Here is a 23,572-nt window from a genome sequence, read left to right as displayed (position 1 = left end):
GAGAGATTTGGAGAGATTTCAGGCCGCGCAGGCAACCTATAATCGATGCCCGCTTACCAGAAATCACAGGAGTCCTCATGCAATCGATCTCGTTCCGTCCACTGGCGCTGGCCGCGCTGCTTTGCACCAGTGCCGCGCAAGGCGCCGTGCCGTATGTCACGACCCATGCTTTCACGCTGCAGGGCTACGAGAACTATCCCGACAGCATCGTCGACGTGGTGTCGGATACCGCCAGCAGCATTACGCTGGCGCTGCCGACGTTCGGCGCGGAGCTCAGCACGGGACGCGCCGATTCCACGCAGGGACCGGGCGATCCAGCCGTAGGACAAGCCGCCACGCAAGCCATGTATGACGTCCGCCCAACGGCCGGCTACCGCATCACCGGACTCACGCTGAGCGGCCTCGTGCAAGGGACGGTGCAGGCGGGCGGCGGGGATGCGCCCGGGTTCGCGCTCAATTACCTGCGCATGGAATCCGGCGTCTGGGGCTGGAACGGCGACATGGGCTTCGCCGAGGTCAGCGACCTGGATGGCACGCGGCAGCTGGCCGTGTCGTCCGCCGCCCTGGCGCTGGAATCGCCATTTTCGATCTACCTGAGCGGCTACACCACCCTGGTCGCGATGGGCGGCTACCTGTTCGACCCCGTCAGCGGCGACATTACCCGCACGCCGTCACTGGCTGCCATCGGCCTGCGCGACGTCACGCTGACCTTCACCGTGTCCGCCGTGCCGGAACCGCAAACCTGGCTACTGTTGTTGGGGGGCCTCGGTATTGTCGGTGCGCTGGCGGCGCGCACCCGCCAGCGGGCGCCGATCTGCTAAGCTGATATTCGCACAAGGAGGCTGCCCAGGCTTGCAAGGTGCGGCTCCCTCTCGCGATGTCCCGCCTTCCCACCGCCACAGGAGCCGCCATGCATCGTTCACTGGTTCGTCCACTCACCCTTGTCGCACTGCTGTACGCCGGCGCAGCCCACGCTGCCGCGCCGTATGTCGAGACCTCTGCCTTCACACTGCAGGGCCATGAAGGGTATCCGGACAGCGTCGTCAACGTGCTGTCCGATACGGCGCAGTCCGTTACGCTGTCGCTGCCGACCATGGCGGAGCTCAGCACGGCGGAAGCCGATTCGACGCACAGCCCGGGCGGCGGTACGACGGTCACCGTATCCCCGGCGCTGCTGTATGACATCACGCCCCGCGAGGGTTATCGCATCACCGGGTTCAACCTGGTCGCAACGGTACAGGGTACGCTGTTGGCAGGCGGTGGCCCGGTGCCGGGCTCTGCCTTCAACTATATAACGCTGAGTTACGAGGTCCGGCACCCGCGCGGCGCGGAGGGCGGCGTGCTGTCGTCCAACTTCCAGGACGAACACCAGATGACGCTCGGTTCCCCGCTGCAGTGGCTGGACACGCCGTTCGGCTTCCACCTGAGCAGCTACGTCAACCTGGTGGCGAACGGCGGCTACTTCCCCGACCCCGACAACGGCGAGCCCTCGTGGTCGACGTCGATTGCCGGCGTCACCATGCGCGACGTGACGCTGACGTTCACGGTGTCCCCTGTGCCGGAGCCGCAAACCTGGCTGCTGATGCTGTCCGGCCTCACGGCCGTGGGCGCCGCCGCGCTGCGTTCCCGCAAGCGCGCCTGATCTGCTAAGCTGGCGGCCACATCGACTTTCCTGTGGCCGCACGTGAATCGTAAGTTCCTGATCGCCGCGCTGGCGGGTGCCGGCGTCCTTGCCGGTGGCACCGCCTTCCTCCTCGCCAACCGGGGCACGGCCCCGATCCCGGCCAAATCTTCCGCCATCCTGACGCCGCGCCAATCCGCCACCGAACGCTTCTGGCAGGCCCGCGTCACGCCGCTGGCGGGCGTCGGCACGGCCGGTTTCGCCGACGGCCCGGGCGCCGCGGCCCGCTTCAGCGACCCGTTCGGCGTCGCCGTCGATGCGCGCGGCACGATCTATATCGCCGACGGCGGCGACAACAACCGCATCCGCCGCCTCGGGACCGACGGCAGCGTCGCCACGTTCGCGGGCGGCGCCGAGGGCTTGCGCGACGGCAAGGGCGCTGCGGCCGCGTTCCACACGCCGTCCGCGCTGGCGCTGGACCACCTGGGCAACCTGTACGTGGCCGACACGGGCAACCACGCGATCCGCAAGGTGGCGCCGGACGGCAGCGTGACGACGCTGGCGGGCAACGGCCAGCCTGGCACGGCCGATGGCAAGGGCGCGGCGGCGCGCTTCAACGGGCCGGTCGGCGTGGCCGTGGACGACGCCGGCATCGTCTACGTGGCCGATACCTACAACGACCGCATCCGCCGCATCGCGCCCGACGGCACCGTGACGACGATCGCCGGCGGCGAGCGTCCGGGCGATGCCGACGGCAGCGGTGCCGCCGCGGCCTTCGACACGCCGTCCGGCATTGCCGTCACGCCGGACGGCACGCTGTACGTGGCGGACACCGGCAACCATGCCGTGCGCCGCATCGGAGCCGATGGCAGCGTGGACACGATTGCGCGCGCCCCCGAAGGCGAACGGCGCCCCGTGCTGCGGCGGCCCGTCGCGATCGCCGCGACGCGCGACGGCTACCTGTATGTCGCCACGGGCGGCGGCGGACGCATCGTGCAGATCGCCCCGGGCGGCGACTACCAGCCGCTGGGCGACGTGGACCAGCGCGTGGAACCGGGCTACGGCAGCGACGGCACCGTGCAGTTGGCGGCGCCGCGCGGACTGGCGCTGCAGCGCGACGGCGCCGTGGTGGCGGCCGATGGCCTGGGCTTCAAGGTGGTGCGGTTGACGCCCGCCACGGGGCCGGCCGCACCGGCACCGACCCTGCACGCGGCCGTCGCCAGCGTGCCTGCCGCCGCGCCGGCGCCGCAGCGCATGCGCTGGCCCGTGCTGCCGCAGGACGGGCCGCACGAGGTGGTGGGGCTGATGGGCGAGGTGCGCGGCAGCTTCGACGGCGAGAGCCGCGACCATTTCCACATGGGGCTGGACGTGCGCGCGGACGTGGGCGAGGCCGTCGTCGCGATGGTGCCGGCCAAGGTCGCCGACCCGTTCGCGAACTGGGGCTACGGCACCTTGTCGGAGGGGCTGGCGCTCGGCACGCTGTCGTACATCCACATGAAGGTGGGGCGCGACCGGCGCGACGTGCCGCTGGACGAGCGGTTCCAGGTGCTGCGCAATGGCCGCGGCAAGCCGGAACGGGTGCGCGTGCCGCGCGGGACGCGCTTCGCGGCGGGCGACAGGCTCGGCACGATCAATGCGATGGCGCACGTGCACCTCGATTACTACCCGGACGGCAGCGTGGCCAATCCGCTCGGCCTGCCGCTGGCGGGACTGCGCGATACCGTCGCGCCCCGCATCCAGAGCATCGTGCTGCTGGCCGACGGCGGCCGCCGCCTGCCGGGCCAACGCGGCGAAGCGGCGCCTCGCAAGAAGAAGGCCGGGAAGAAGGACAAGGGCAGGGATGCCGCGCCGGCCGAGGTGCCCGCCAAGGGCCCCGTGAAGGTGCCGCGCAGCGTGGGCAAGGTAGACATCGTCGTCGATGCCTGGGACCAGATGGACGGCAACCTGGCGCGCCGACGCCTGGGGCTGTACAAGCTGGGCTACCAGCTGCTGCGGCCGGACGGCAGTCCGGCGCCGGGTTACGAACAGCCCCGCATCACGCAAGTGTACGACCGGCTGCCGCGCAACCAGGACGCGGTGAAGGTCGTGTACGCGCCCAGCAGCGGCATCACGGTGTATGGCAGCAAGGCGACGCACTTTGTCTATGCGGCGCATGCCACGCTGGCGGACGGCCGCGTCAGTCCCGGCGCGTGGGACGTGGCGGGACTGGCGCCCGGCCTGTACACGCTGCGCATCCACGCTGCCGATTATGCGGGCAACGTGGCGGTCGAGGGGCGCGACGTGGCGATCGAGGTGACGGAGTAGTTGGAGAACCCGGGTAGCGGATGTCCTGGATCAGCGCACGAAGGTGGTTTTCTTGCCCTGCACGTTGCGCTCGGCCGGATCGCCGTAGACGGTGATGGTGCCGGAACCGTCGGTACGGCTGGCCACCTGGCCCGAGACGGCGATGGCGATCTCGCCCGAGCCGTGCGTGGCCAGTTCGGCGCGCTGGCTGCGCAGCCCGGCCAGGCGTGCGGCGCCGAAGCCGTGCACCGTGATGTCGGCGCTGCGCACTTCGCCACGCGCCGTCAGGCCGCCGGAGCCGTACAGCGTGGCCTGCAGCGCTTCGCCGCGCACCGTGCCCAGGTGAATGCGGCCGGAGCCGTTCATCGTCACGCGCGTATCGCCGGCGTCCAGCGCGTCGGCCAGCAGGCTGCCCGAGCCGCTGTTGACGGCTTCCAGCCGGTCGACGCGGCCGCGCAGCTCGACCCTGCCCGAGCCCCGCTGCACCACCTTGAAGCTGCCGCCGTCCAGGCCCGCCACCTGCGTGCCGGCGTAGCCGGACGTTTCCAGCCGGTCCAGGCGTGGCACCGTGTAGCGGATGCGCACGGGGCGCGACGCGCTGGTGTCGCTGTCGCTCCAGATGTGCAGCGTGTCGCCACGCACGTCCGTGTGGACGTGTTCCAGCAGGTTGCTGTCCGCCTCGACCGTCAGGCCGGGCGCACCGCCCACTTGCACGTCCACCTGCATGTCGAGCCGGCGCCGGCCTTCGATCGCCAGCGCGGGCAGCGCGGCGACGGGCCGTGAGGCACTGGCGACGCGCCCGTCGCCTTGCAGGATGGACCGGTCGGACGACCAGCGGCCAGCGCCGCCGGGTACCACGATGACGCAGCCCGCCAGCAGGGCGGCGGTCAGGATGGTGGCGGCGGTGCGTGTCGGTGTCATGGCGGCTTCCCGGTCTGGTTCGATGCTGGCATCGTAGCCAAGCGGGCGGCCGGGCGCCCGTGGCGTGCGACGGACGGCAGGAATCGCGGGGTGAATTGCGCGGGAGCGTACCTAGCCGCTGACGGCGTCGCCGGCGGCCGGCACCAGCAGCAGCAGCCGGCCGCCGAGTGCCTCGAACTGCAGCGGCGCCGTCAGGTGCAGTATCTCGCCGTCCACGGCCGCCTTCAGCCGCCTGCGCCCGTACAGCGGCGTGCGCACGGTCATGCGGCGAAAGCCGAAGGCGACCAGGTCGTCCGCATCGGCCAGCATGCCCAGTGCGCCGCGCGCCATCAGCAGGAACATGCGCAGGCGGCCGACGGGCTTGGGCGCGAGGGCGGCCAGCTCGCCATCGGCCACGTCGGGCGTGACGTCGGTCAGCCCGACCTGCTCCATCTGCAGCCGGTTGTTGCCGACGAAGAGCGTGGACGTACGCAGGTGGATCGTCTTGCCTTCGGCTTCCAGCGACAGGCGCAGGCGGCGGTGCGGCAGGACCAGCGTCTTCAGCGCCGACAGCGCGGCCACGAAACGGCTGCGGCCGAACTGGCGCTTGTCGTGTTCGCGCTCTTCCAGCAGCTTCGGATACAGGCCGATGCTGGCGTTGACGAGGAAGATGCGACCGTTCACGCTGCCGATCTGCACTGGCTGGATGGAAGCGCGCAGCAGGGCGTGCACGGCGTCCGTCAGGTCCTGCGGGATGCCGTGGGTGCGGCCGAAGTAGTTGAACGTCCCCTGCGGCAGCGCGCCGAACGGGCAGCCGTGTTCGACGGCCTGGCGCGCCACGGCATTGATGGTGCCGTCGCCGCCCGCCGCCACCAGGATCGCGCCGTCGTCGCGCGCACGCACGGCCTGGGCGCGGGCCTGATCGTCGATGCGCTCGGGATCTTCCACCAGCTCGATATGGAAGCGCCGTCCGGCCGCCTCCAGCACCGCCTCGATGGCCTCGCGTCGCTCGTCCGTCTCGGCCGCGCCGGAACCGGCATTGAGGACGATGTACAGGGGGGCGTCGGGTGGGGGTGTCGTGGTCGGCATGATAGCAAATGATTAATTGTGCTGCACTGTACCACTGCGCTTGCCGATATGGCGCGACGGTTGGAAAACCCATGGGGACAGTGCCTGTCCCCGGCTCCCCATCAGGGCGGCGCGGCGGGACAGGTCCAGTGCGTTGGCGTTCCGGGTGCCCATGATGTCTTCCTTTTTAGTGAGTGTCCTGGAAAACGACCGTGCTACAGTCGTTGGGATGGGGGCATTTTATGGCCCGGCCCCGATGTTGAGAATAGGCAAGACTGCAAAGCGGCCTTGCAGGAATGCGGATGGCACCAAAGGAAGAGCGGACGATGCAACGGACGACGGAGACGCATGGCAGACGATTTTGACTGGAACGATATCCCGCTGGTGCTGGCGCTGGCACGCAGCGGCAGCATGAGCGCCGCCGGCCGGCATCTGGGCGTGGATACGTCGACGATCAGCCGGCGCGTGGCCGCCGCGGAAAAGTCTCTGAACCTGCGCCTGTTCATCCGCGAGACGACAGGCTACCGGTTGACCGATGCGGGCCAGGTCTTCGTCGAACGGGGCGAAGCCGTGTACGGCAACGTGCAGAGCATGCTGCTGGCTTCCACCCGCGAGGCGGAAACGATCGCCGGCACCGTGCGCATCAGCGCCATCGATTTCCTGTTCGATCACTGGCTGGTGCGCCACGTGGGTGCGCTGTGCGCGCGCCATCCCGCGCTGGAAGTGAACCTGGTGGCCGACAACGACAACGTCTCCTTCGCCCGGCGCGAGGCCGACTTCGCGCTGCGCCTGGCGCCGCCGGCCGACGACGCGGCGGTGCTGATGCGCTGGCTGGGCGAGATCGGCTGGGCGGTGTACGGCGCGCCCGCCTTTGCCGACGTGCCGCGTGAAGCGTGGGGTGGCCAGCCCTGGATCGCGCCGGAAGAAGCGCTGTCCCATGTGCCCGAGATGCGCTGGCTGGCCCGGCTGGCGCCGCGGCCGCGCCAGCCGCTGCGCGTGAACGGCCTCAGTACGATGGTCAGCGCGTGCCGCGCCGGCGTCGGCATGGCACTGTTGCCCTGCATCGTGGGCGAGGACGAAGGGTTGCTGCGCCTGTCCGGCACGGAGGTCACGCGCGAACTGTGGCTCCTCAGCCACCGCGATGCCGTGTCGATCGGCCGTTTCAAGCTGGTTGCCGCCTGGCTGGCGCAATTGTTCGACGACAGCCGCGCTGCCCTGTGCGGAGCCGCGCGATGAGGGTGCTCGTCACGGGCAGCAGCGGTCACTTGGGGGAAGCGCTGGTCCGCGTGCTGGCGGCAGCCGGCCACGAACCGGTGGGACTGGACGTGCTGGCGTCGCCGTTCACGGCCGTCACCGCGTCGGTCGGCGATGCCGGCGCCGTACGGGAGGCGATGCGTGGCGTGCACGGCGTGCTGCACGCCGCCACGCTGCACAAGCCGCACGTGGCCACGCACTCGCGCAGCCAGTTCGTCGCCACCAATGTGCAGGGGACCCTGAACGTGCTGGAGGCGGCGCTGGAAGAGGGCGTGGCCAGCTTCGTCATGACCAGCAGCACGAGCGTGTTCGGTGCCGCGCTGTCGCCACCCGCCGGCGCGCCCGCGGCCTGGGTCGACGAGACGCTGCAACCGGTCCCGAAGAACATCTATGGCGTGACGAAGCTGGCGGCCGAGCAGCTGTGCGAGCTGTTCGCACGCACGGCCGGGCTGCCCGTCGTCGTGCTGCGCACGGCGCGCTTCTTTCCCGAACCGGACGACGACCCGGCACTGCGCGGCGCCTACGGGGACGCCAACATCAAGGTCAACGAGCTGCTCAACCGCCGCGCCGACATCGAGGACATCGTCGAGGCCCACCTGCTGGCGCTGGAGCGGGCGCCCCGCATCGGCTTCGGCCGCTACATTGTCAGTGCCACCACGCCGCTGCGGCGCGAGGACGTGGCGGCGCTGCGGGTCGATGCGGCGGCCGTGGTGCGCCGGCGCGCGCCGCAGGCACTGGCCGAATACGCGCGACGGGGCTGGGCGCCGTTCCCCACGCTGGACCGCGTCTACGACAACACGCTGGCGCGCCAGGCGCTGGGCTGGCAGCCGCGCCACGACTTCCACGGCGTGCTGGCCCGGCTGGCCCAGCTGCCCGTCGATGCCGACATCCGCAGTCCGCTGGCGAGGATCATCGGCAGCAAGGGCTACCACGACGGGCTGGCGACCCGCTATCCGTTCGTCTGAACTGTCGCGCGCGCCCGGAAATCGGGTTAGAATCGATCTGAACGATCGTGCTATTTCAAGGCGACGCCGACAACCATGGAGACGATATGGACCTGAACTACAGCGCCGAGGACCTGGCGTTCCGCGACAGCGTGCGCGCCTTCCTCGCTGCGCAGCTGCCCCCCGAATTGCAGGACAAGGTGCGCCGCCACCTGCGCCTGTCGAAAGAAGACTTCGTACGCTGGCACAAGATCGTGGCGGCCCAGGGCTGGGCCGCGCCGGCCTGGCCTGTCGAATACGGCGGCCCGGGCTGGAACGCTACCCAGCGCCACATCTGGGAAGACGAATGTGCCCGCGCCGGCACGCCGCCGATCCTGCCGTTCGGCGTCAACATGGTGGCCCCCGTCATCATGGCGTTCGGGAACGACGAGCAGAAGGCGTACTACCTGCCGCGCATCCTGAACTGCGACGACTGGTGGTGCCAGGGCTACTCGGAACCTGGCGCCGGCTCCGACCTGGCCGCGCTGAAGACGACGGCCGTGCGCGACGGCGACCATTACATCGTCAACGGCCAGAAGACCTGGACCACGCTGGGCCAGTATGCCGACATGATCTTCTGCCTGGTACGGACCGACCCCACGGTGAGGAAGCAGGAGGGCATCTCGTTCCTGCTGATCGACATGAAGACACCGGGCATCACGGTGCGGCCCATCGTCATGCTGGACGAGGAACACGAGGTCAACGAGGTCTTCTTCGACAACGTGCGGGTACCGGTGGCGAACCTGATCGGCAAGGAAAACAAGGGCTGGACCTACGCCAAGTACCTGCTGGGCCATGAGCGCACCGGCATCGCCGCCGTCGGCCGCTCCAAGCGCGAGCTGGCCTTCCTGAAGGCCCTCGCGCTGCGCCAGCAAAAGGGCGGCCAGCCGCTGCTGCGCGATCCGTTGTTCGCGGCCAAGGTGGCCAACCTGGAGATCGAGCTGATGGCGCTGGAGGTGACGGTGCTGCGCACCATCGCCCAGGAACACCAGGGGCCGGGACCGCAGGCCTCCGTGCTGAAGGTGAAAGGCACCGAGATCCAGCAGATGCTGACGGAACTGATGGTGGAGGCGGTAGGGCCGGGCGCGCTGCCGTTCGATCCCGCCTACCTGGAAGGGGAAACCGAACACGCGGCGGGCGGTGACGACGATGCCGCCCCGCTGGCGGGCTACTACTTCAACTACCGCAAGACGTCGATCTATGGCGGTTCCAACGAAATCCAGAAGAACATCATCACGCAGATGATCCTGGGTTTATAAAAACAATCGGAGACAGCCATGGATTTCAGCTACAAGGAAGAGCAACAGCAGTTCGCCGACGCATTGCGCCGCTGGGCCGAGCGCGACTACACGTTCGAACGGCGCCGCGCCATCATCCATTCGGACGCGGGCGTGTCGCCGGAGGCCTGGGCCACGCTGGTCGAGTTGGGCATGACGGCGCTGCCGGTGCCGGAAGCACAGGGCGGCTTTGCCGGCAACGCCGTCGACATGCTGGTCGTGATGCAGGAACTGGGCCGCGCGCTGGTGGTGGAGCCGTACTTCGCCACGGTGCTGGGCGCACGCTTCCTGCAGCTCGCGGGCGGGCAGGAAGAGCTGCTCGCGCGCGTGGCCGCCGGCGAAGTGAAACTCGCTTGCGCGCTGACCGAAGCCGGCTCGCGCCATGACCTGGCGGCGATTGCCGCCGTCGCCACGGGCACGCCGGACAATATGGGCGTCAGCGGCATCAAGACGGTCGTGCTGCACGGCGGCCAGGCCGATGCGTTCATCGTCTCGGCGCGCCACCAGGACGCCATTGCGCTGTACCTGGTCGAAGCCGACACCGCCGGCGTCGCCATCCGCGACTACCGCACCATCGACGGCCTGCGCGCCGCCACCGTCTCGTTCGACCATGCGCCTGCCACGCCGCTGGGCGCGCCGGGGCAGGGCTGGGACATCCTGGAAGCGGCCACCGACTATGGCGCCGCGCTGCTGTGCGCGGAAAGCATCGGCGTGATGGACGCGCTGTTCGCGGCCACGCTGGAGTACCTCAAGACGCGCCAGCAGTTCGGCGCGCCGATCGGCAAGTTCCAGGCGCTGCAGCACCGCATGGCCGACATGTTCATCCACCTGGAGCAGGCCCGCTCGATGGCGATGCTGGCCGCCGTCAAGGTCGATTCGGCCGATCCGGAGGAGCGCCGCCGCGTGGTGTCCGCCGCCAAGGCACGAGTGGGGCAAGCGGGCAAGTTCGTGGGCCAGCAGGCCGTCCAGCTGCACGGCGGCATGGGCGTGACGGACGAGCTGCCGGCTTCGCATCTGTTCAAGCGCCTGACGACGCTGGGCCTGACGCTGGGCGACGCCGACCACCACATCGAGCGCTTCATCGCCCAGCCGGGCTTCGGGGAGACCGACTGATGGACGCACAACCGGTCCTGCTGGACACCGTTGCCGCGCTGGAGGCGGTGCTCGGGCGCGAGGTGGCGCTGTCGCGCTGGTTCGAGATCGACCAGGCCCGCATCGCCGCGTTCGCCGACGTCACGGACGACCACCAGTGGATCCACCTCGATGCCGAACGGGCGCAACGCGAGTCGCCCTACGGCGGCACGGTGGCGCACGGGCTGCTGACCCTGGCGCTGCTGCCCGCGATGCTGGCCAGCGCCGTTTCGCTGGGCAGCGCGCGCCTGACCGTCAACTATGGCTGCAACAAGGTGCGCTTCCCGGCCGCCGTGCCGGCCGGCAGCCGCATCCGCGGGCGCTTCACCGTGCAGTCGGTCGAACCGCTGGCCGACTGCACGCAGCTGGTGTGGCTCGTCACGATGGAAAGCGAGGCAGGGGGCAAGCCGGTCTGCGTCGCCGAATTCGTGATGCGGCGCTACTGAACGCGAAGGCACCGGTGACAGGCTCCGACCGCAGGTCGGTGCCTGTCACCCAGGGCTGCCTGCCGGTACAATGAAGCCGCTCAACCAGCCACCGCACCCCATGCCCAACCCGAACGCCTACCCCCAGCCCGAGATCGACGCCGTCTACCGCGCGATCCGCGAACGGCGCGACGTGCGCCATTTCGCGCCCGGCCCGATCGGTCCCGACCAACTGGCCCGCTTCCTCGCGGCCGCCCACAATGGCCCGTCCGTCGGCCTGATGCAGCCGTGGCGCTTCCTGCGCATCGTCGACCCGGCCCTGCGCCAGGCCATCCATGCGGAGGTGGACGCGGAGCGCGTGCGCACGGCCGAGGCGCTGGGCGAACGGTCCGGCGAATTCATGCGCCTGAAGGTGGAGGGCGTGCTGACGTGTGCCGAGGTGCTGGTCGTCGGCCTGGTCGACCGGCGCGAGGACTACGTGTTCGGCCGGCGCACGATGCCGGAAATGGACCTGGCGTCCGCCGCCTGTGCGATCCAGAACTTCTGGCTGGCGGCCCGCGCGGAAGGCATCGGCGTGGGCTGGGTGTCGTTGTTCGATCCCGAGCGGCTGCGCGCGCTGTGCGGCATGCCGCCCGGCAGCCAGCCCATCGCCGTGCTGTGCGTGGGACACGTCGAGTCGTTCTATCCGGCGCCGATGCTGGAACTGGAGGGCTGGGACCGGCGCCGCGAGCTGGCGGAGATCCTGTACGAGGACCGCTGGGGCCAGCCGGCGCCGTGAGCTGTGCGCCATCATTTTGTTGCAATTGCTGCCAGCCGCACCTATACTGCGCCCGTAGTTTAGCTTCCGGTGGCGGCCCGCGTACGTGTGCCGCCTTAAATGGGAAGTCGGTGCTGTGCCCGGACCCGGGCGCCATCCCGACGCTGCCCCCGCAACGGTAAGCGAGCCAAGGTGCCGCAATACGCCACTGTGCAACAGCATGGGAAGGCGCGGTGCCCCGGCAGGCCGCCCGGCCTGCCGCTCGCGAGCCCGGAAACCAGCCTGAAGCAGCAAGCGCGTTTGTATTGCGGAGGGCGATACGGCTGAGGAACTGCACGCGATCCGCTGGTCACCCTGGCTCCATGCCACCGCCACCGTATCCTGTTTCTCTCCACCCGACTCCTCCCGCTGCAGCGCATTTCGTCGTGCCGACCCTGCCAAGGAGGATTACCATGTCGCCTGTTACGTCCCACTCCGTCGAAGCCGCCACCCCGCTGGCGCTGAAAGACAAACTGGTTCCCGCATTGGGCGCTGCCGCCCTCGGCATCGTCCTGCTGTTCGGCGCCGGTTTCGCGCCGATGGAAGCGCTCCACAACGCCGCCCACGACAGCCGTCACTCGGCGGGCTTCCCGTGCCATTGAGCCCGGCCGCGGCCGGGCCGGCACGCCGGCCCGGGCTGTTCAACCGCATCGCCGCCACGGCGGCGGGCGCCGGTATCGTGGCGGGCCTGCTGCTGACGGGCGTGCAGCACCTGCAGCTAACGTCGCTGATCCGCACCGCCGAGACGTACGAGGTGGCGGCGCAGGCTGCGTCGGCCGCGCCGCAGCAGCACGAGCACCAGCATGAGGATCAGCACCAGCACCAGCACGAGCACGCGGTGCCCGGGTCGGAGCACGAGCATGGCGCAGCCGAGCACCACCACGGCGGCTGGGAGCCGGCTCCCGGTGGCGAACGCCTGTTCTATACGGTGCTGGCCAATGTCAGCATGGCCGTCGGCTACGCGCTCTTGCTGGCCGCCGCACTGACCCTGCGCGGCAAGCCGGTAACGTGGCGCAGCGGCCTGCTGTGGGGCGGTGCCGGTTACCTTGTCTTCTTTGTCGCCCCGTCGCTGGGCCTGCCGCCGGAACTGCCCGGCACCGAGGCGGCGCCCGTCGTTGCGCGCCAGGGCTGGTGGATCGCTACCGCCGGCGCCACCGCGTGCGCGCTGGCGCTGCTGGCATGGGGGCGGCATTGGGGGCTGAAGCTGGCCGCACTGGCGTTGCTGGTCGTGCCGCACCTGGTCGGTGCGCCGCAGCCGGCCGTGCATGGCGCCGTGGCACCGGCGGCCCTGGCGCGCGACTTCATCGTCGCCGCCGCCGTGGCCAATGCCGCGTTCTGGCTGGCGCTGGGTGCGCTGGCCGGGTGGTTCCACGCCCGTTCCAGCCGCGCGGGATAAAGTATGCGCACCCACGACCGCCACGTCTTCATGTGTGTCGGCCCTCGCTGCACCAGCACCGAGGGCCGCGCCCAGGCCGTGTTCGAACGGATGGGCGAGATGATCGACGCCCGGCCCGACCTGGCGGTCAAGCGCACTCGCACCCATTGCATGGTCGCCTGCAAGTTCGAGGGTCCCGTGCTGGTCGTCTATCCCGAAGGCGTGTGGTACCAGCGCGTGGACGAAGCGGCGGCCGCGCGCATCGTCGACGAACACCTGGCGGGCGGCCGTGAAGTGGCCGACCTGATCTTCCATCGCCTGGGCCACGGCGACACCTGCGAGCCGGCGCCGAAACCATGAACGAATTCCCCCGCATCGCGCTGCTGACGCACGCATCGAACGACCTGACGGTGCTGCACCAGGCCAGCGCCCAGCTGCCGGCAGGCTTCGGCCCCGTCGCGGGCATCGCCTTGCAGGAGCGCGACGAGGATTCGCCGCCACTGGCCACGCTGCTGGAAGGCGAACTGCGAGGCGCCCGCGTGATCGTCGTGCGCGTACTGGGCCGGCTGGGCGGCGTGCCCGGGTTTGCCGAACTGGCCGAGGCGGCACGGCGCCAGGGCCGGCACCTGCTCGTCGTCAGCGGTACGGGTGAACCCGATCCGGAACTGGCCGCCGTGTCGACGGTGGGCGCGGGCGTGGCGCAGATGGCGCTGGCCTATTTCCAGGCCGGCGGCGGCGCCAACCTGGCGCAGCTGCTGCGCTACCTGTCCGACCACCTGCTGCTGACGGGCCATGGCTTCGAGCCGGCGCAACCGCTGCCGGAGCATGGCATCCACCATCCCGACCTGCCGCCCGGCGCCACCCTGGCCGATTGGCAGGCGCTGCGCGACCCCGCGCGACCCGCTGCCGGCATCGTGTTCTACCGCGCCCACTGGATGAGCGGGAATACGCGCTTCATCGACGCGCTGCTGGCGGCGCTGGAGGCGCGCGGCCTGGACGTGCTGCCCGTGTTCACGTCTTCGCTGCGCGCTGCCGACGGTGCGGCCACGCCGGCCGCGCTGCGCTACTTCGGCAGCGACGGCGCGGCGCACGTCGATGTCCTGATCAACACGACGTCGTTCGCCATGGGCGAGATCACGCCGGGCGGTCCCACCCCGGCCGGCTGGTCGGTCGGCGTGCTCGAGCAGCTGGACGTGCCCGTGCTGCAGGCCATCACGAGCGGCATGACCCAGCCGCAGTGGCAGCAGTCGGCACGGGGCCTGAATCCCCTCGACACGGCGATGAACGTGGTGCTGCCCGAATTCGACGGCCGCATCATCACCGTGCCGCTGTCGTTCAAGGAACGCGCCGCCGGCCTGCCGGGCGAGGCGGTGGAGTACGCCCCGCTGGCCGACCGCGCCGCGCGCATCGCCGGCATCGCGGCGCGCTGGACGCGCCTGAAACGGCTGCCCAACCGCGACAAGCGTGTCGCGTTCATGTTCACCAATTCCAGCAGCAAGGCGGCGCAGATCGGCAATGCCGTGGGCCTGGACGCGCCGGCGTCGCTGATGCGCATCCTGGCTGCGCTGGCCGAGGCGGGGTACCACATCGGCGACCTGCCGGCGGACGGCACGGCGCTGATCCACGACCTGGTGGCGCGCTGCTCCTACGACAACCTGCACGTGACGGAACACCAGCTGGCGCACGCCGCCGGGCGCGTCTCGTCCGCGCGTTACGGCGAGTGGTTCGCCGAGCTGCCGGCGCCGCTGCAAGAGAAGATGCTGGCACAGTGGGGCGCGCCACCGGGCGAAGCCTACGTGCACGACGGCCACCTGGCGCTGGCCGGCATCGAACTGGGCAACGCCTTCGTCGCGCTGCAGCCGCCACGCGGCTACGGCATGGACCCGGACGCGATCTACCACCAGCCCGACCTGCCGCCCACCCACCATTACTACGCGCTGTACCGCTGGCTGCGCGACGAGTGGCGCGCGGATGCGATCGTCCACGTCGGCAAGCACGGCACGATGGAATGGCTGCCGGGGAAGGGCGTCGGCCTGTCCGAAGCCTGCTTCCCCGATGCGCTGCTGGGCGACCTGCCGCTGTTCTACCCGTTCATCATCAACGATCCGGGCGAAGGCTCGCAGGCCAAGCGCCGCGCCCACGCGGTCGTGGTGGATCACCTGACGCCGCCGATGACGACGGCCGATACATACGGCGCACTGGCGCAACTGACACAGCTGGTGGACGAGTACTACCAGGTCGAGGTGCTGGATCCGGCGAAGCTGCCGCTGTTGCAGCAGCAGATCTGGGAACTGGTCAAGCAGACCAACCTGGACGCGGACATGCGCATGCGGCTGCTGCACCACGACCACGACCACGACCACGACCACGACCACGATCATGACCATGATCACGGACATCACCACCATGGTCATGACCACGATCATGACCACCACGACCACGACCACGACGGCGAGCTGCCGGCCGCGCTGGCGGAGATGGGCGGCTCCGATGTCGCCCACCTGATCGAAGACCTGGACGGCTACCTGTGCGAACTGGGCTCGGCGCAGATCCGGGACGGCCTGCACATCCTGGGCCGCTGTCCGGACGACGAGCAGATGCCCGACATGCTGGCGGCGTTGACCCGCTTGCCGAACCAGGATGTGCCGGGCCTGCAGGCTGCCGTCGCCCAGCTGTTCGGGCTGACGGTGGACATGCTGCTTGACCATGGCGCTGGCCGGATCAACGCGGCACCGGCGCTGGCACGCCTGGCCGGCCGCGCCGTCGTCTCACGCGCCAATGCGCTGGAAGCGGTCGACCTGCTGTGCCGGCGCCTGTTCGAGCAACTGGGACAGGCCGGCTATGCGCCGCAGGCCATCGATGCGGTGCTGGACCGCGTGTTCGGCACGCTGGACGATGGCGACGCCGCCGCGCCACGGCTGCAGCCGGCCGCGCGCGCCAAGGCCAGCGTCGTCACGCAACTCGGCCGGCCGCGTGCGAAACCCGTCGCCGCGGTCGCCATCGCCAAGCCGGTGACGGCCGGCCCGGCGCGGTTCGACGACCTGCGCCGCGTGCTCGATTTCGCCTGCCGCGAGCTGGTACCAAAGCTGCGCCGTGCCAGCGACGAGATCGACAACCTGGTCGCGGGCCTGTCCGGCCGCTACGTACCCGCTGGTCCGAGCGGCTCGCCCACCCGCGGCATGGCGCACATCCTGCCGACAGGGCGCAATTTCTACTCCGTCGATCCGCGCAGCGTACCGTCGCAATCGGCGTGGCGCGTCGGCCAGCAACTGGCGCGCGAAGTGCTGGAACGCTACCGCCGCGAGACCGGCGGCTGGCCGGAAGGCGTGGCCGTCAGCGTCTGGGGTACCAGCGCGATGCGTACGCACGGCGACGACGTCGCCCAGATCCTGGCGCTGCTGGGCGTGCGGCCCGTGTGGCGCCACGAAAGCCGGCAGGTATGCGGCATCGAGATCGTGCCGCTGGCGGAACTGGGCCGCCCCCGCATCGACGTGACGACCCGTATCAGCGGTTTTTTCCGCGACGCGTTCCCGCAGCTGATCGAACTGGTGGACGACGCCGTGCAGCAGGTGATCCGGCTGGACGAACCGCTCACGCACAACTTCGTGCGCAAGCACTACCTGGCCGAGCTGGCGCAGGGCATCGGCGCGGGCCTGGACGAGCCGGAGGCGGCGCGGCGCGCGGGCTACCGGATCTTCGGCGCCAAGCCGGGCAGCTACGGCGCCGGCATCCTGCCGCTGGTCCAGCAGCGCAACTGGGAAGGCGACGCCGATTTTGCCGAAGCCTACGTCAACTGGGGCGGCTATGCCTACGGGCGCGGCAGCCAGGGTACGGACCAGCGCGACGCCTTCCGCACCCGGCTGGCCGGCGTGCAGGTAGCGCTGCACAACCAGGACAACCGCGAGCACGACATCTTCGACAGCGACGACTACCTGCAGTTCCACGGCGGGATGATCGCGACGATCCGGGCATTGTCGGGCCAGCAGCCGCGCCATTACTTCGGCGACAGCCACGACCCGGCGCGGGCCCAGGTGCGCGACCTGAAGGAAGAGACGTTGCGGGTATTCCGTTCGCGCGTCGTCAACCCGAAATGGCTGGCCAGCATCCAGCGTCACGGCTACAAGGGCGGCCTGGAGCTGACAGCCACGGTCGACTACCTGTTCGGCTACGACGCCACCGCGCAGGTGATGGACGACTGGATGTACGAGGACGTGGCGCAGTCGTACGCCTTCGACGCCGCCATGCAGCGCTTCCTGCAGGAGGCCAACCCGTGGGCACAGAACGCCATTACCGAGCGGCTGCTGGAGGCGGCCGGCCGCGGCATGTGGACCGCGCCGAAGCCGGAAACGCTGGAGCGGCTGCGCCAGTTGTACCTGGACAGCGAGGCGCTGCTGGAAGCGCGTGGCGAGACCGCGCGCGGCAGCTGAAGGACAGACCATGAGTACCGCCATTTTTCCGTTCGCCGCCATTGTCGGCCAGTCGCAACTGCGCACGGCCCTGATGCTGTGCGCCGTCGATCCTTCCATCGGCGGAGTCCTGATCCGCGGCGACAAGGGCACGGCCAAGAGCACGGCCGCGCGCGCGCTGGCGGCGGTGCTGCCGCCCGTCCAGCGCACGCCTGGTTGTGCGTTCAACTGCCCGCCTGGCGGCACGTGCGAACACTGCACCGTGTGCGCCGCCGGCACGCCGGCACCGTCACCCGTGCCGTTCGTCACGCTGCCGCTGGGCGCGACCGAAGACCGCGTGCTGGGCAGCCTCGACATCGCCCAGGCCCTGCAGGGAGGCCGCTCCTTCCAACCCGGCCTGCTGGCCGGCGCGCACCGCGGCGTGCTGTACATCGACGAAGTCAACCTGCTGGCCGACCACCTGGTGGACGTGCTGCTGGACGTGGCGGCGATGGGCGTCAACAGCGTGCAGCGCGAGGGCCTGTCGGTGTCGCACCCGGCCCGCTTCACGCTGGTGGGCACGATGAACCTGGAGGAGGGCGACCTGCGGCCGCAGCTGCTCGACCGCTTCGGCCTGATGGTCGAGGTGACGGCGCCACGCGACAAGGCCGAGCGCTCCGAGGTGGTACGCCGCCGCATCGCCTTCGAGGCCGACCCGGCCGGCTTTGCCGCCCGCTGGCAGGACGAGCAGCAAGCCTTGCAGGCCCGCCTGGCCACGGCGCAGGCGCTGCTGCCGGACGTTGCGCTGGACGATGCGATGCTGGACCTGATCAGCCACTTGTGCTGCGAGTTCGACGTGGCCAGCCTGCGCGCCGACATCGTGCTGCACAAGACATCTCGCGCGCTGGCCGCGCTGGATGGCCGCATGGCGGTCACGCCGGCCGACCTGCGCACGGCGGCGCAGCTGGTGCTGCCGCACCGGCGCCGCCGCAAGCCGTTCGAACAGCCGGGCCTGGACGACGAGCGGCTGGATGAATTACTGCGTGACGCGGCGCCACCGCCGCCTGCCGACGCGGCAGGCGAGGACGGCCAGGACAACGAGGAAGGCGAGCAGGAAGCACCACGTGCCGGCGGCGACGAGGAAGAAGTGTTCGCCGCTGCCGCCACCGGTGCGGCGCCGCGCATCGCCGTCGAGGCGCAAGTCGCTTATGGCGCCGCGGGCCGGCGCAGCACGGCGGCCCAGGCGCCACGCGGTCATGCGCTGCGCGCAGTGCCGGACGAACAGCCCACCAGCATCGCCATCGGCGCCACCTTGCGCAGCGCGGCGCTGCGCGGCAGCACGACCGTGGCACGGGCCGACCTGCACCAGCAGGTGCGGGCCGGCACCGGCGCCAACCTGATCCTGTTTGTCGTCGATGCCTCCGGTTCGATGGCGGCGCAGCGGCGCATGGAGGCGTTGAAGGGCGCGGTGCTGAACCTGCTGACGGATGCCTACCAGCGGCGCGACCAGGTGGCCGTCGTCGCGTTCCGCGGCCAGCAGGCCGAGTTGCTGCTGGCGCCGACGCGCAGCGTCGACCTGGCCGAGCAGCGCCTGCGCGAGCTGCCCACGGGCGGGCGCACGCCGCTGCCGCACGCGCTGCAACTGGCGCTGGAAGCGCTGCAGCGTGCGGATGGGGGCGGTACGCCGTTGCCGCCGTTGCTCGTGATCCTGACGGACGGCCGCGCCAACGTGCCGCTGGCGGCCGGCGGCGATCCATGGCGCGAAGCGCTGGCGCTGGCCGATGCGCTGGCGGAACGCCGCACGCCGGCACTGGTGATCGACACGGAACAGGGCTACCTGCGGCTGGGCCGCGCGGCGCAACTGGCGCAGGCGCTGGGCGCAGACTGCCTGACGCTGGAAGAGCTGTCGGCCGACAGCCTGGCGCTGACCGTGCGCGCGCGGCTGGGACAATAACACTTTGGAGTTGCAATGATCGTATGTATCGGCGCGGGACCCGGCGACACGGGCTACCTGACGCAACGGGGGGCGGAACTGATCCGCAATGCGGACGTGGTGGCGGGTTTCGACGCCGTGCTCAATGTCGTGCAGGCGCTGATTCCCGCGTCCGCGCGCGTCATCGGCATGGGCTACCGCGACCAGGTCGCGCAGCTGGACAAGGTTGCGGCCGAGCACCACGCCGGCAAGCGCTGTGTCGTCGTCTTCATGGGCGACATCCACTTCAGCGGTTTCCAGTACCTCGAACGCGTCGAGCGCGCCTGCGGCCATCCGGTCGAATCGCTGCCCGGCATCTCGTCGGCCCAGATCCTGGCCTCGCGCGCCCGCGTGTGCTTCGACGAGACCACCTTCATCACCTTCCACCGCCGCGGCGACCTGGCACCGTTCAAGCGCCACCTGGTACGCGTGCTGGAGGACCAGCGCAACGCCATTGTCATCCCGTGCCCGTGGGACGAGGCGCGCTCCTTCATGCCCTGGCATATCGCGGCCTACCTGATGGAGCAGGGCATTCCGGCCGATCACCCCGTCGAGGTGTGGGAGAACCTGACGCGCGGCGAGGCGGAGTGGCACGGCACGCTGGCCGAGTGCGCCGAACACCGCTGCTCGGACATGAGCATCATGCTGATCCGCACGCTGGCGCCGATGGCCAGCCAGATCGAGCCGGCGCCATGAGCGACACATCGAAACGCCTGGGCATCGTGGTGGCCGGCCATGGCAGCCGCGACCCGGATGCGGTGCGCGAGTTCGAGGCGCTGGTCGAATTGATCCGCGTCCGTGCCCCGGGCGAAACCGTCACGCATGGCTACCTGGAATTCGCCAGCCCGACCATCGCCGAAGCGGCAGTGGCCAATATCGACGCCGGCGCGGAGCAGGTCGCGCTGGTGCCGGGCGTGCTGCTGGCGGCGCGCCACGCGAAGAACGACATGCCGGCCGAGATGCTGGCGCTGGCACGCGACTTCCCGCAGGTGGACTTTCATTTCGGCGCGCCGATGAGCCTCGACCCGAAGCTGCTGCAACTGGCGCAGGAACGCATCGTGGCAGCCGAAGCCACGTCCCCCCACACTGTGCGCCGGGACGACACGTGCCTGGTCGTCGTCGGCCGCGGCACGACGGACCCGGATGCCAACGGCGAGGTGGCGAAGCTGGCGCGCATGCTGGAGGAGGGCATGGGCTTCGGCGCCGCTTATGTGTGCTACTCCGGCACGGCGCAGCCGCTGGTGGCCGATGGCCTGCGCCGCGCAGCCATGCTGGGCTACCGGCGCATCGTCGTGCTGCCGTTCTTCCTGTTCGACGGCGTGCTGGTGAAACGCATTTATGCAGCGGCGGACGCGCTGGCCGAACGCGAGCCCGGCATCGAGGTGCTGAAGACCCAGTACTTCGGCGTGCATCCGCTGGTGGCGGACGTGATGATCGAGCGCGCGCGCGAAGCGGTGGCCGGGCGCGCGGCGATGAACTGCTCGCTGTGCAAGTACCGCGTGCAGATCGTCGGTTTCGAGCAGCAGGTGGGCGAGCCGCAGCGCGCCCACCATGTTGCGGTCCGCGGCCTGTTGGCCAGCGAAACGGCGCCGGCAGCGGCGCCGGCCGTCTACCGGACCTACGTGCCGCACCCGATCGAGGCGGAAAGCTTCCGCATCATCGCGGCGGGGCGCGACTGGTCGGACTTCCCGCCGGAGCAGTTGACGGTGCTGCAGCGCATCGTGCATACGTCCGGCGACTTCAACGCCGTCGACGATTTCTACTTCTCGGCGGGCGCGATCGACAGCGGTATCCGCGCGCTGCTGCGCTGCCGCCGCATCGTCACGGACGTGACGATGGTGCAGACGGGCCTGAAACGCGCGCTGCTGGAAGAACTGGGCATCGACACGTGGTGCGGCGTGCACGACCGCGAGACGCACCTGATGGCCGAGCAGTACGGTATCACGCGCTCGGCGGCCGGCATCCGGCGCGGCTGGGAGAAGTTCGGCAACGACGTGGTGGTGGCCATCGGCGACGCGCCGACGGCGATCGCCGAGGCGGCGCGGCTGATCCGCGAGCACGGCTGGCGTCCGCAACTGGTCATCGGCCTGCCGGTGGGCTTTGTCGGCACGCGCGAAAGCAAGGACGAACTGCGCCGTTGCCTGCAGGTGCCGCGCATCACCAACAGCGGCACGCGCGGCGGTTCGCCGTGGGCCGCCAGCGTCGTCAACGGCCTGATGATCGACGCGCTGAACGGGCTGGCCAGCGGTGGAGGCGGCTGAACGCCGGCCGTTCGACCTGGCGATACCGGCGTCGAATGGACTGCGGCGTGGACGCACCACGGGCACCTGCGCCACCGCGGCCGTGAAGGCGGCATTGCACCTGCTGCTGGACGGTGAACTGAAGCGGCAAGTGCGGGTCAGCCTGCCCGACGGACTGCACTACCTGGAGGTGCCCGTGCAGCGGGTGCAGCGCCTGGCCGGCCGCGTGCGCGCCGAGGTGCTGAAGGACGGCGGCGACGATCCGGACAATACGCACGGCGCCACCATCTTCGCCGAGGTGGCGCGCAACGACGCGGGCACCGTGCGGTTCTTCGCCGGGCGGGGCGTGGGCACGGCGACCGCGCCCGGCCTGCGCGTCGCGGTGGGCGAACCGGCGATCAATCCGGTGCCGCGCCAGATGATGCGGCAGGCGGTGGCCGAGGTGGCCGACGACGACGCCGGCTTCGACCTGACGATCGGCTGCGAGGAGGGCGAGGCGATCGCACCGAAGACGTTCAATCCGCGCCTGGGGATCGTTGGCGGCATCTCGATCCTGGGCACGTCCGGCATCGTCGAGCCGATGTCGCTGGCGACGTGGATCGCGTCGATCGAGGTGTACGTGCGGGTCGCGCTGGCCGGCGGCCCGGACCGCGTGGCCTACCTGCCGGGCAAGATCGGGCGCGAGTATGCGCGCGACGTGCTGGGATTGCCCGATGCGCGCTCGGTACAGATCGCGAATTTCCTCGGCGACGCGCTCGATTTCACGGAACGGGCATTGCGGGAAGCGGGGCAGGAACTGGATGAATTGTGGCTGGCCGGGCATCCCGGCAAGCTGGCCAAGGTGCTGGACGGATACTGGGACACGCACTCCAGCCGCAGCACGATGGCGATGGGCGGCGTGGCGCGGGTCGCCGCCGCATGGGGCTACAGGCCGCACACGGTGCGGCGGATCGAAGAGGCGAACACGGTGGAAGCGGCAATGGAAGTTTTGAACGAAGCAGGGGACGCCAGCGGATTCTGGCGCGAGATGGAGCGGCGCATCGGCGCACTGGCGCACGCGCGCGTGCCGTCGGTGCGGCGCCTGGAAGTCCGGTTGTTCGACCTTGCCGGAAACCTGCTGGGTGCACGGGCATGACGGGGATGTTCTATGGGGTCGGCGTGGGTCCAGGCCCGGCGGGTTACCTGCCCGTGGCGGCACTGGAAGCGCTGCGCAGCGCGGACTTGATTTACGCGCCGCGCGCACGCGGCGTGCAGGATTCGGTGGCGCTGCAGTGCCTGGCCGGCACCGGGTTCGTGCCGGCGCCGGACAAGCTGCGCGAGATCGAATTCAACATGGACCCGGACCGCTCCGTGCTGAGCGAGCACTATGCGCAGCTGGCGGACGCCATCGCAGCCGAGCTGCGGGCGGGCCGCACGGTGGCGTATCTGACCATCGGCGACTCGATGACGTATTCGACGTACGGCTACGTGCTGGCGGCACTGCGTGCCCGCATTCCCGACCTGGCGCAGCGCACGTTCCCGGGCGTGACGAGCTACGCCGCCGCGGCCGCCGCCATGGCATGGCCGCTGGGCGAGGGCAAGGAGCGCGTGCTGATCCTGCCATGCCCCGAGAGCGCCGCCGAACTGCGGCGCGAGATCGAGACGCACGACATCGTCGTGTTGATGAAGGTGGGGGCGCGGCTGCCGTGGGTGCTGGACCTGCTGCGCGAGATGGACATCGCGCAGCACTGCGCGTTCGCGCGCCGCATCGGCTTGCCCGGCGAGCTGTTGTCGACCGACGTCGGCGCGCTGGTCGCGGACGACGCGATGGGCTACCTGGCCACCTTGCTGGTGCGGCGCAAGCCGTCCGTTCAACGTTGAAG

At 70.2% G+C, this 23,572-nt stretch carries 20 protein-coding genes and 1 riboswitch; of the genes, 18 read left to right on the top strand and 2 right to left on the bottom strand.

The window, feature by feature from the left end:
- Positions 1-77 precede the first annotated feature (77 nt).
- From PX653_RS08735 to PX653_RS08725, 3 genes are all read left to right on the top strand, one after another.
- A complete protein-coding gene (locus tag PX653_RS08735; RefSeq protein ID WP_277417502.1) occupies positions 78-821 on the top strand; it encodes a PEP-CTERM sorting domain-containing protein in 744 nt (247 codons plus the stop codon).
- A gap of 89 nt (positions 822-910) precedes the next feature.
- Positions 911-1,642: a PEP-CTERM sorting domain-containing protein gene (locus PX653_RS08730; RefSeq protein WP_277417501.1), complete on the top strand. Its 732-nt coding sequence runs from the start codon at positions 911-913 to the stop codon at positions 1,640-1,642.
- A gap of 42 nt (positions 1,643-1,684) precedes the next feature.
- Entirely contained in the window at positions 1,685-3,925 is a 2,241-nt protein-coding gene (locus tag PX653_RS08725; RefSeq protein ID WP_277417500.1) for an NHL repeat-containing protein, read from the top strand.
- Between the two features lie 30 nt (positions 3,926-3,955).
- Here the strand turns inward: PX653_RS08725 and PX653_RS08720 are convergent, their stop codons facing one another.
- Both PX653_RS08720 and PX653_RS08715 read right to left on the bottom strand, forming a co-directional pair.
- Positions 3,956-4,825, bottom strand: a complete 870-nt coding sequence (locus tag PX653_RS08720) for a GIN domain-containing protein (RefSeq protein WP_277417499.1) — start codon at positions 4,823-4,825, stop codon at positions 3,956-3,958.
- Positions 4,826-4,936: 111 nt separating this feature from the next.
- The gene (locus PX653_RS08715; RefSeq protein WP_277417498.1) at positions 4,937-5,893 is read right to left on the bottom strand and encodes a diacylglycerol/lipid kinase family protein; all 957 of its coding nucleotides are present in this window, start codon (positions 5,891-5,893) and stop codon (positions 4,937-4,939) included.
- Positions 5,894-6,220: 327 nt separating this feature from the next.
- On the opposite strand from PX653_RS08715, the gene PX653_RS08710 reads away from it, so the two are divergent.
- From PX653_RS08710 to cobI, 15 genes are all read left to right on the top strand, one after another.
- Positions 6,221-7,108, top strand: coding sequence for a LysR family transcriptional regulator (locus PX653_RS08710; RefSeq protein WP_277417497.1), 888 nt, complete (start codon positions 6,221-6,223; stop codon positions 7,106-7,108).
- On the top strand, positions 7,105-8,091 hold the full coding sequence (locus PX653_RS08705) for an NAD-dependent epimerase/dehydratase family protein (protein WP_277417496.1): 987 nt from the start codon (positions 7,105-7,107) through the stop codon (positions 8,089-8,091). Before PX653_RS08710 ends, PX653_RS08705 begins: the two co-directional genes overlap by 4 nt.
- An 86-nt stretch (positions 8,092-8,177) precedes the next feature.
- The gene (locus PX653_RS08700; RefSeq protein ID WP_277417495.1) at positions 8,178-9,368 is read left to right on the top strand and encodes an acyl-CoA dehydrogenase family protein; all 1,191 of its coding nucleotides are present in this window, start codon (positions 8,178-8,180) and stop codon (positions 9,366-9,368) included.
- Positions 9,369-9,386: 18 nt separating this feature from the next.
- On the top strand, positions 9,387-10,499 hold the full coding sequence (locus PX653_RS08695) for an acyl-CoA dehydrogenase family protein (protein ID WP_277417494.1): 1,113 nt from the start codon (positions 9,387-9,389) through the stop codon (positions 10,497-10,499).
- A complete protein-coding gene (locus PX653_RS08690) occupies positions 10,499-10,963 on the top strand; it encodes a MaoC family dehydratase (protein WP_277417493.1) in 465 nt (154 codons plus the stop codon). The genes PX653_RS08695 and PX653_RS08690 overlap by 1 nt, the downstream gene beginning before the upstream one ends.
- Before the next feature lie 70 nt (positions 10,964-11,033).
- The gene (gene bluB, locus PX653_RS08685) at positions 11,034-11,720 is read left to right on the top strand and encodes a 5,6-dimethylbenzimidazole synthase (RefSeq protein WP_277417492.1); all 687 of its coding nucleotides are present in this window, start codon (positions 11,034-11,036) and stop codon (positions 11,718-11,720) included.
- Positions 11,721-11,770: 50 nt separating this feature from the next.
- Positions 11,771-11,999: riboswitch (cobalamin riboswitch) on the top strand.
- A 152-nt stretch (positions 12,000-12,151) separates the two neighbouring features.
- Complete coding sequence (locus PX653_RS08680) at positions 12,152-12,340, top strand: CbtB domain-containing protein (RefSeq protein ID WP_277417491.1); 189 nt, start codon at positions 12,152-12,154, stop codon at positions 12,338-12,340.
- Positions 12,331-13,134 carry a CbtA family protein gene (locus PX653_RS08675; RefSeq protein ID WP_277417490.1) on the top strand — a complete coding sequence of 268 codons (804 nt, stop codon included), beginning with the start codon at positions 12,331-12,333 and terminating at the stop codon, positions 13,132-13,134. The genes PX653_RS08680 and PX653_RS08675 overlap by 10 nt, the downstream gene beginning before the upstream one ends.
- A gap of 3 nt (positions 13,135-13,137) precedes the next feature.
- Entirely contained in the window at positions 13,138-13,473 is a 336-nt protein-coding gene (locus PX653_RS08670; protein ID WP_277417489.1) for a (2Fe-2S) ferredoxin domain-containing protein, read from the top strand.
- The gene (locus tag PX653_RS08665; protein ID WP_277417488.1) at positions 13,470-17,540 is read left to right on the top strand and encodes a cobaltochelatase subunit CobN; all 4,071 of its coding nucleotides are present in this window, start codon (positions 13,470-13,472) and stop codon (positions 17,538-17,540) included. The genes PX653_RS08670 and PX653_RS08665 overlap by 4 nt, the downstream gene beginning before the upstream one ends.
- 10 nt (positions 17,541-17,550) lie before the next feature.
- The gene (locus PX653_RS08660) at positions 17,551-19,452 is read left to right on the top strand and encodes a putative cobaltochelatase (RefSeq protein WP_277417487.1); all 1,902 of its coding nucleotides are present in this window, start codon (positions 17,551-17,553) and stop codon (positions 19,450-19,452) included.
- 15 nt (positions 19,453-19,467) lie between these two features.
- A complete protein-coding gene (locus PX653_RS08655) occupies positions 19,468-20,166 on the top strand; it encodes a cobalt-precorrin-7 (C(5))-methyltransferase (protein ID WP_277417486.1) in 699 nt (232 codons plus the stop codon).
- A complete protein-coding gene (locus tag PX653_RS08650) occupies positions 20,163-21,731 on the top strand; it encodes a precorrin-8X methylmutase (RefSeq protein WP_277417485.1) in 1,569 nt (522 codons plus the stop codon). The genes PX653_RS08655 and PX653_RS08650 overlap by 4 nt, the downstream gene beginning before the upstream one ends.
- Positions 21,718-22,845, top strand: a complete 1,128-nt coding sequence (gene cbiD, locus PX653_RS08645) for a cobalt-precorrin-5B (C(1))-methyltransferase CbiD (protein WP_277417484.1) — start codon at positions 21,718-21,720, stop codon at positions 22,843-22,845. The genes PX653_RS08650 and cbiD overlap by 14 nt, the downstream gene beginning before the upstream one ends.
- Entirely contained in the window at positions 22,842-23,570 is a 729-nt protein-coding gene (cobI, locus tag PX653_RS08640) for a precorrin-2 C(20)-methyltransferase (protein ID WP_277417483.1), read from the top strand. The genes cbiD and cobI overlap by 4 nt, the downstream gene beginning before the upstream one ends.
- The last annotated feature ends 2 nt before the right edge of the window (positions 23,571-23,572 follow it).

This window comes from Pseudoduganella chitinolytica (genome assembly GCF_029028125.1).
Taxonomy (GTDB): domain Bacteria; phylum Pseudomonadota; class Gammaproteobacteria; order Burkholderiales; family Burkholderiaceae_D; genus Rugamonas; species Rugamonas chitinolytica.
This window is presented reverse-complemented; position numbering and strand designations above follow the sequence as displayed.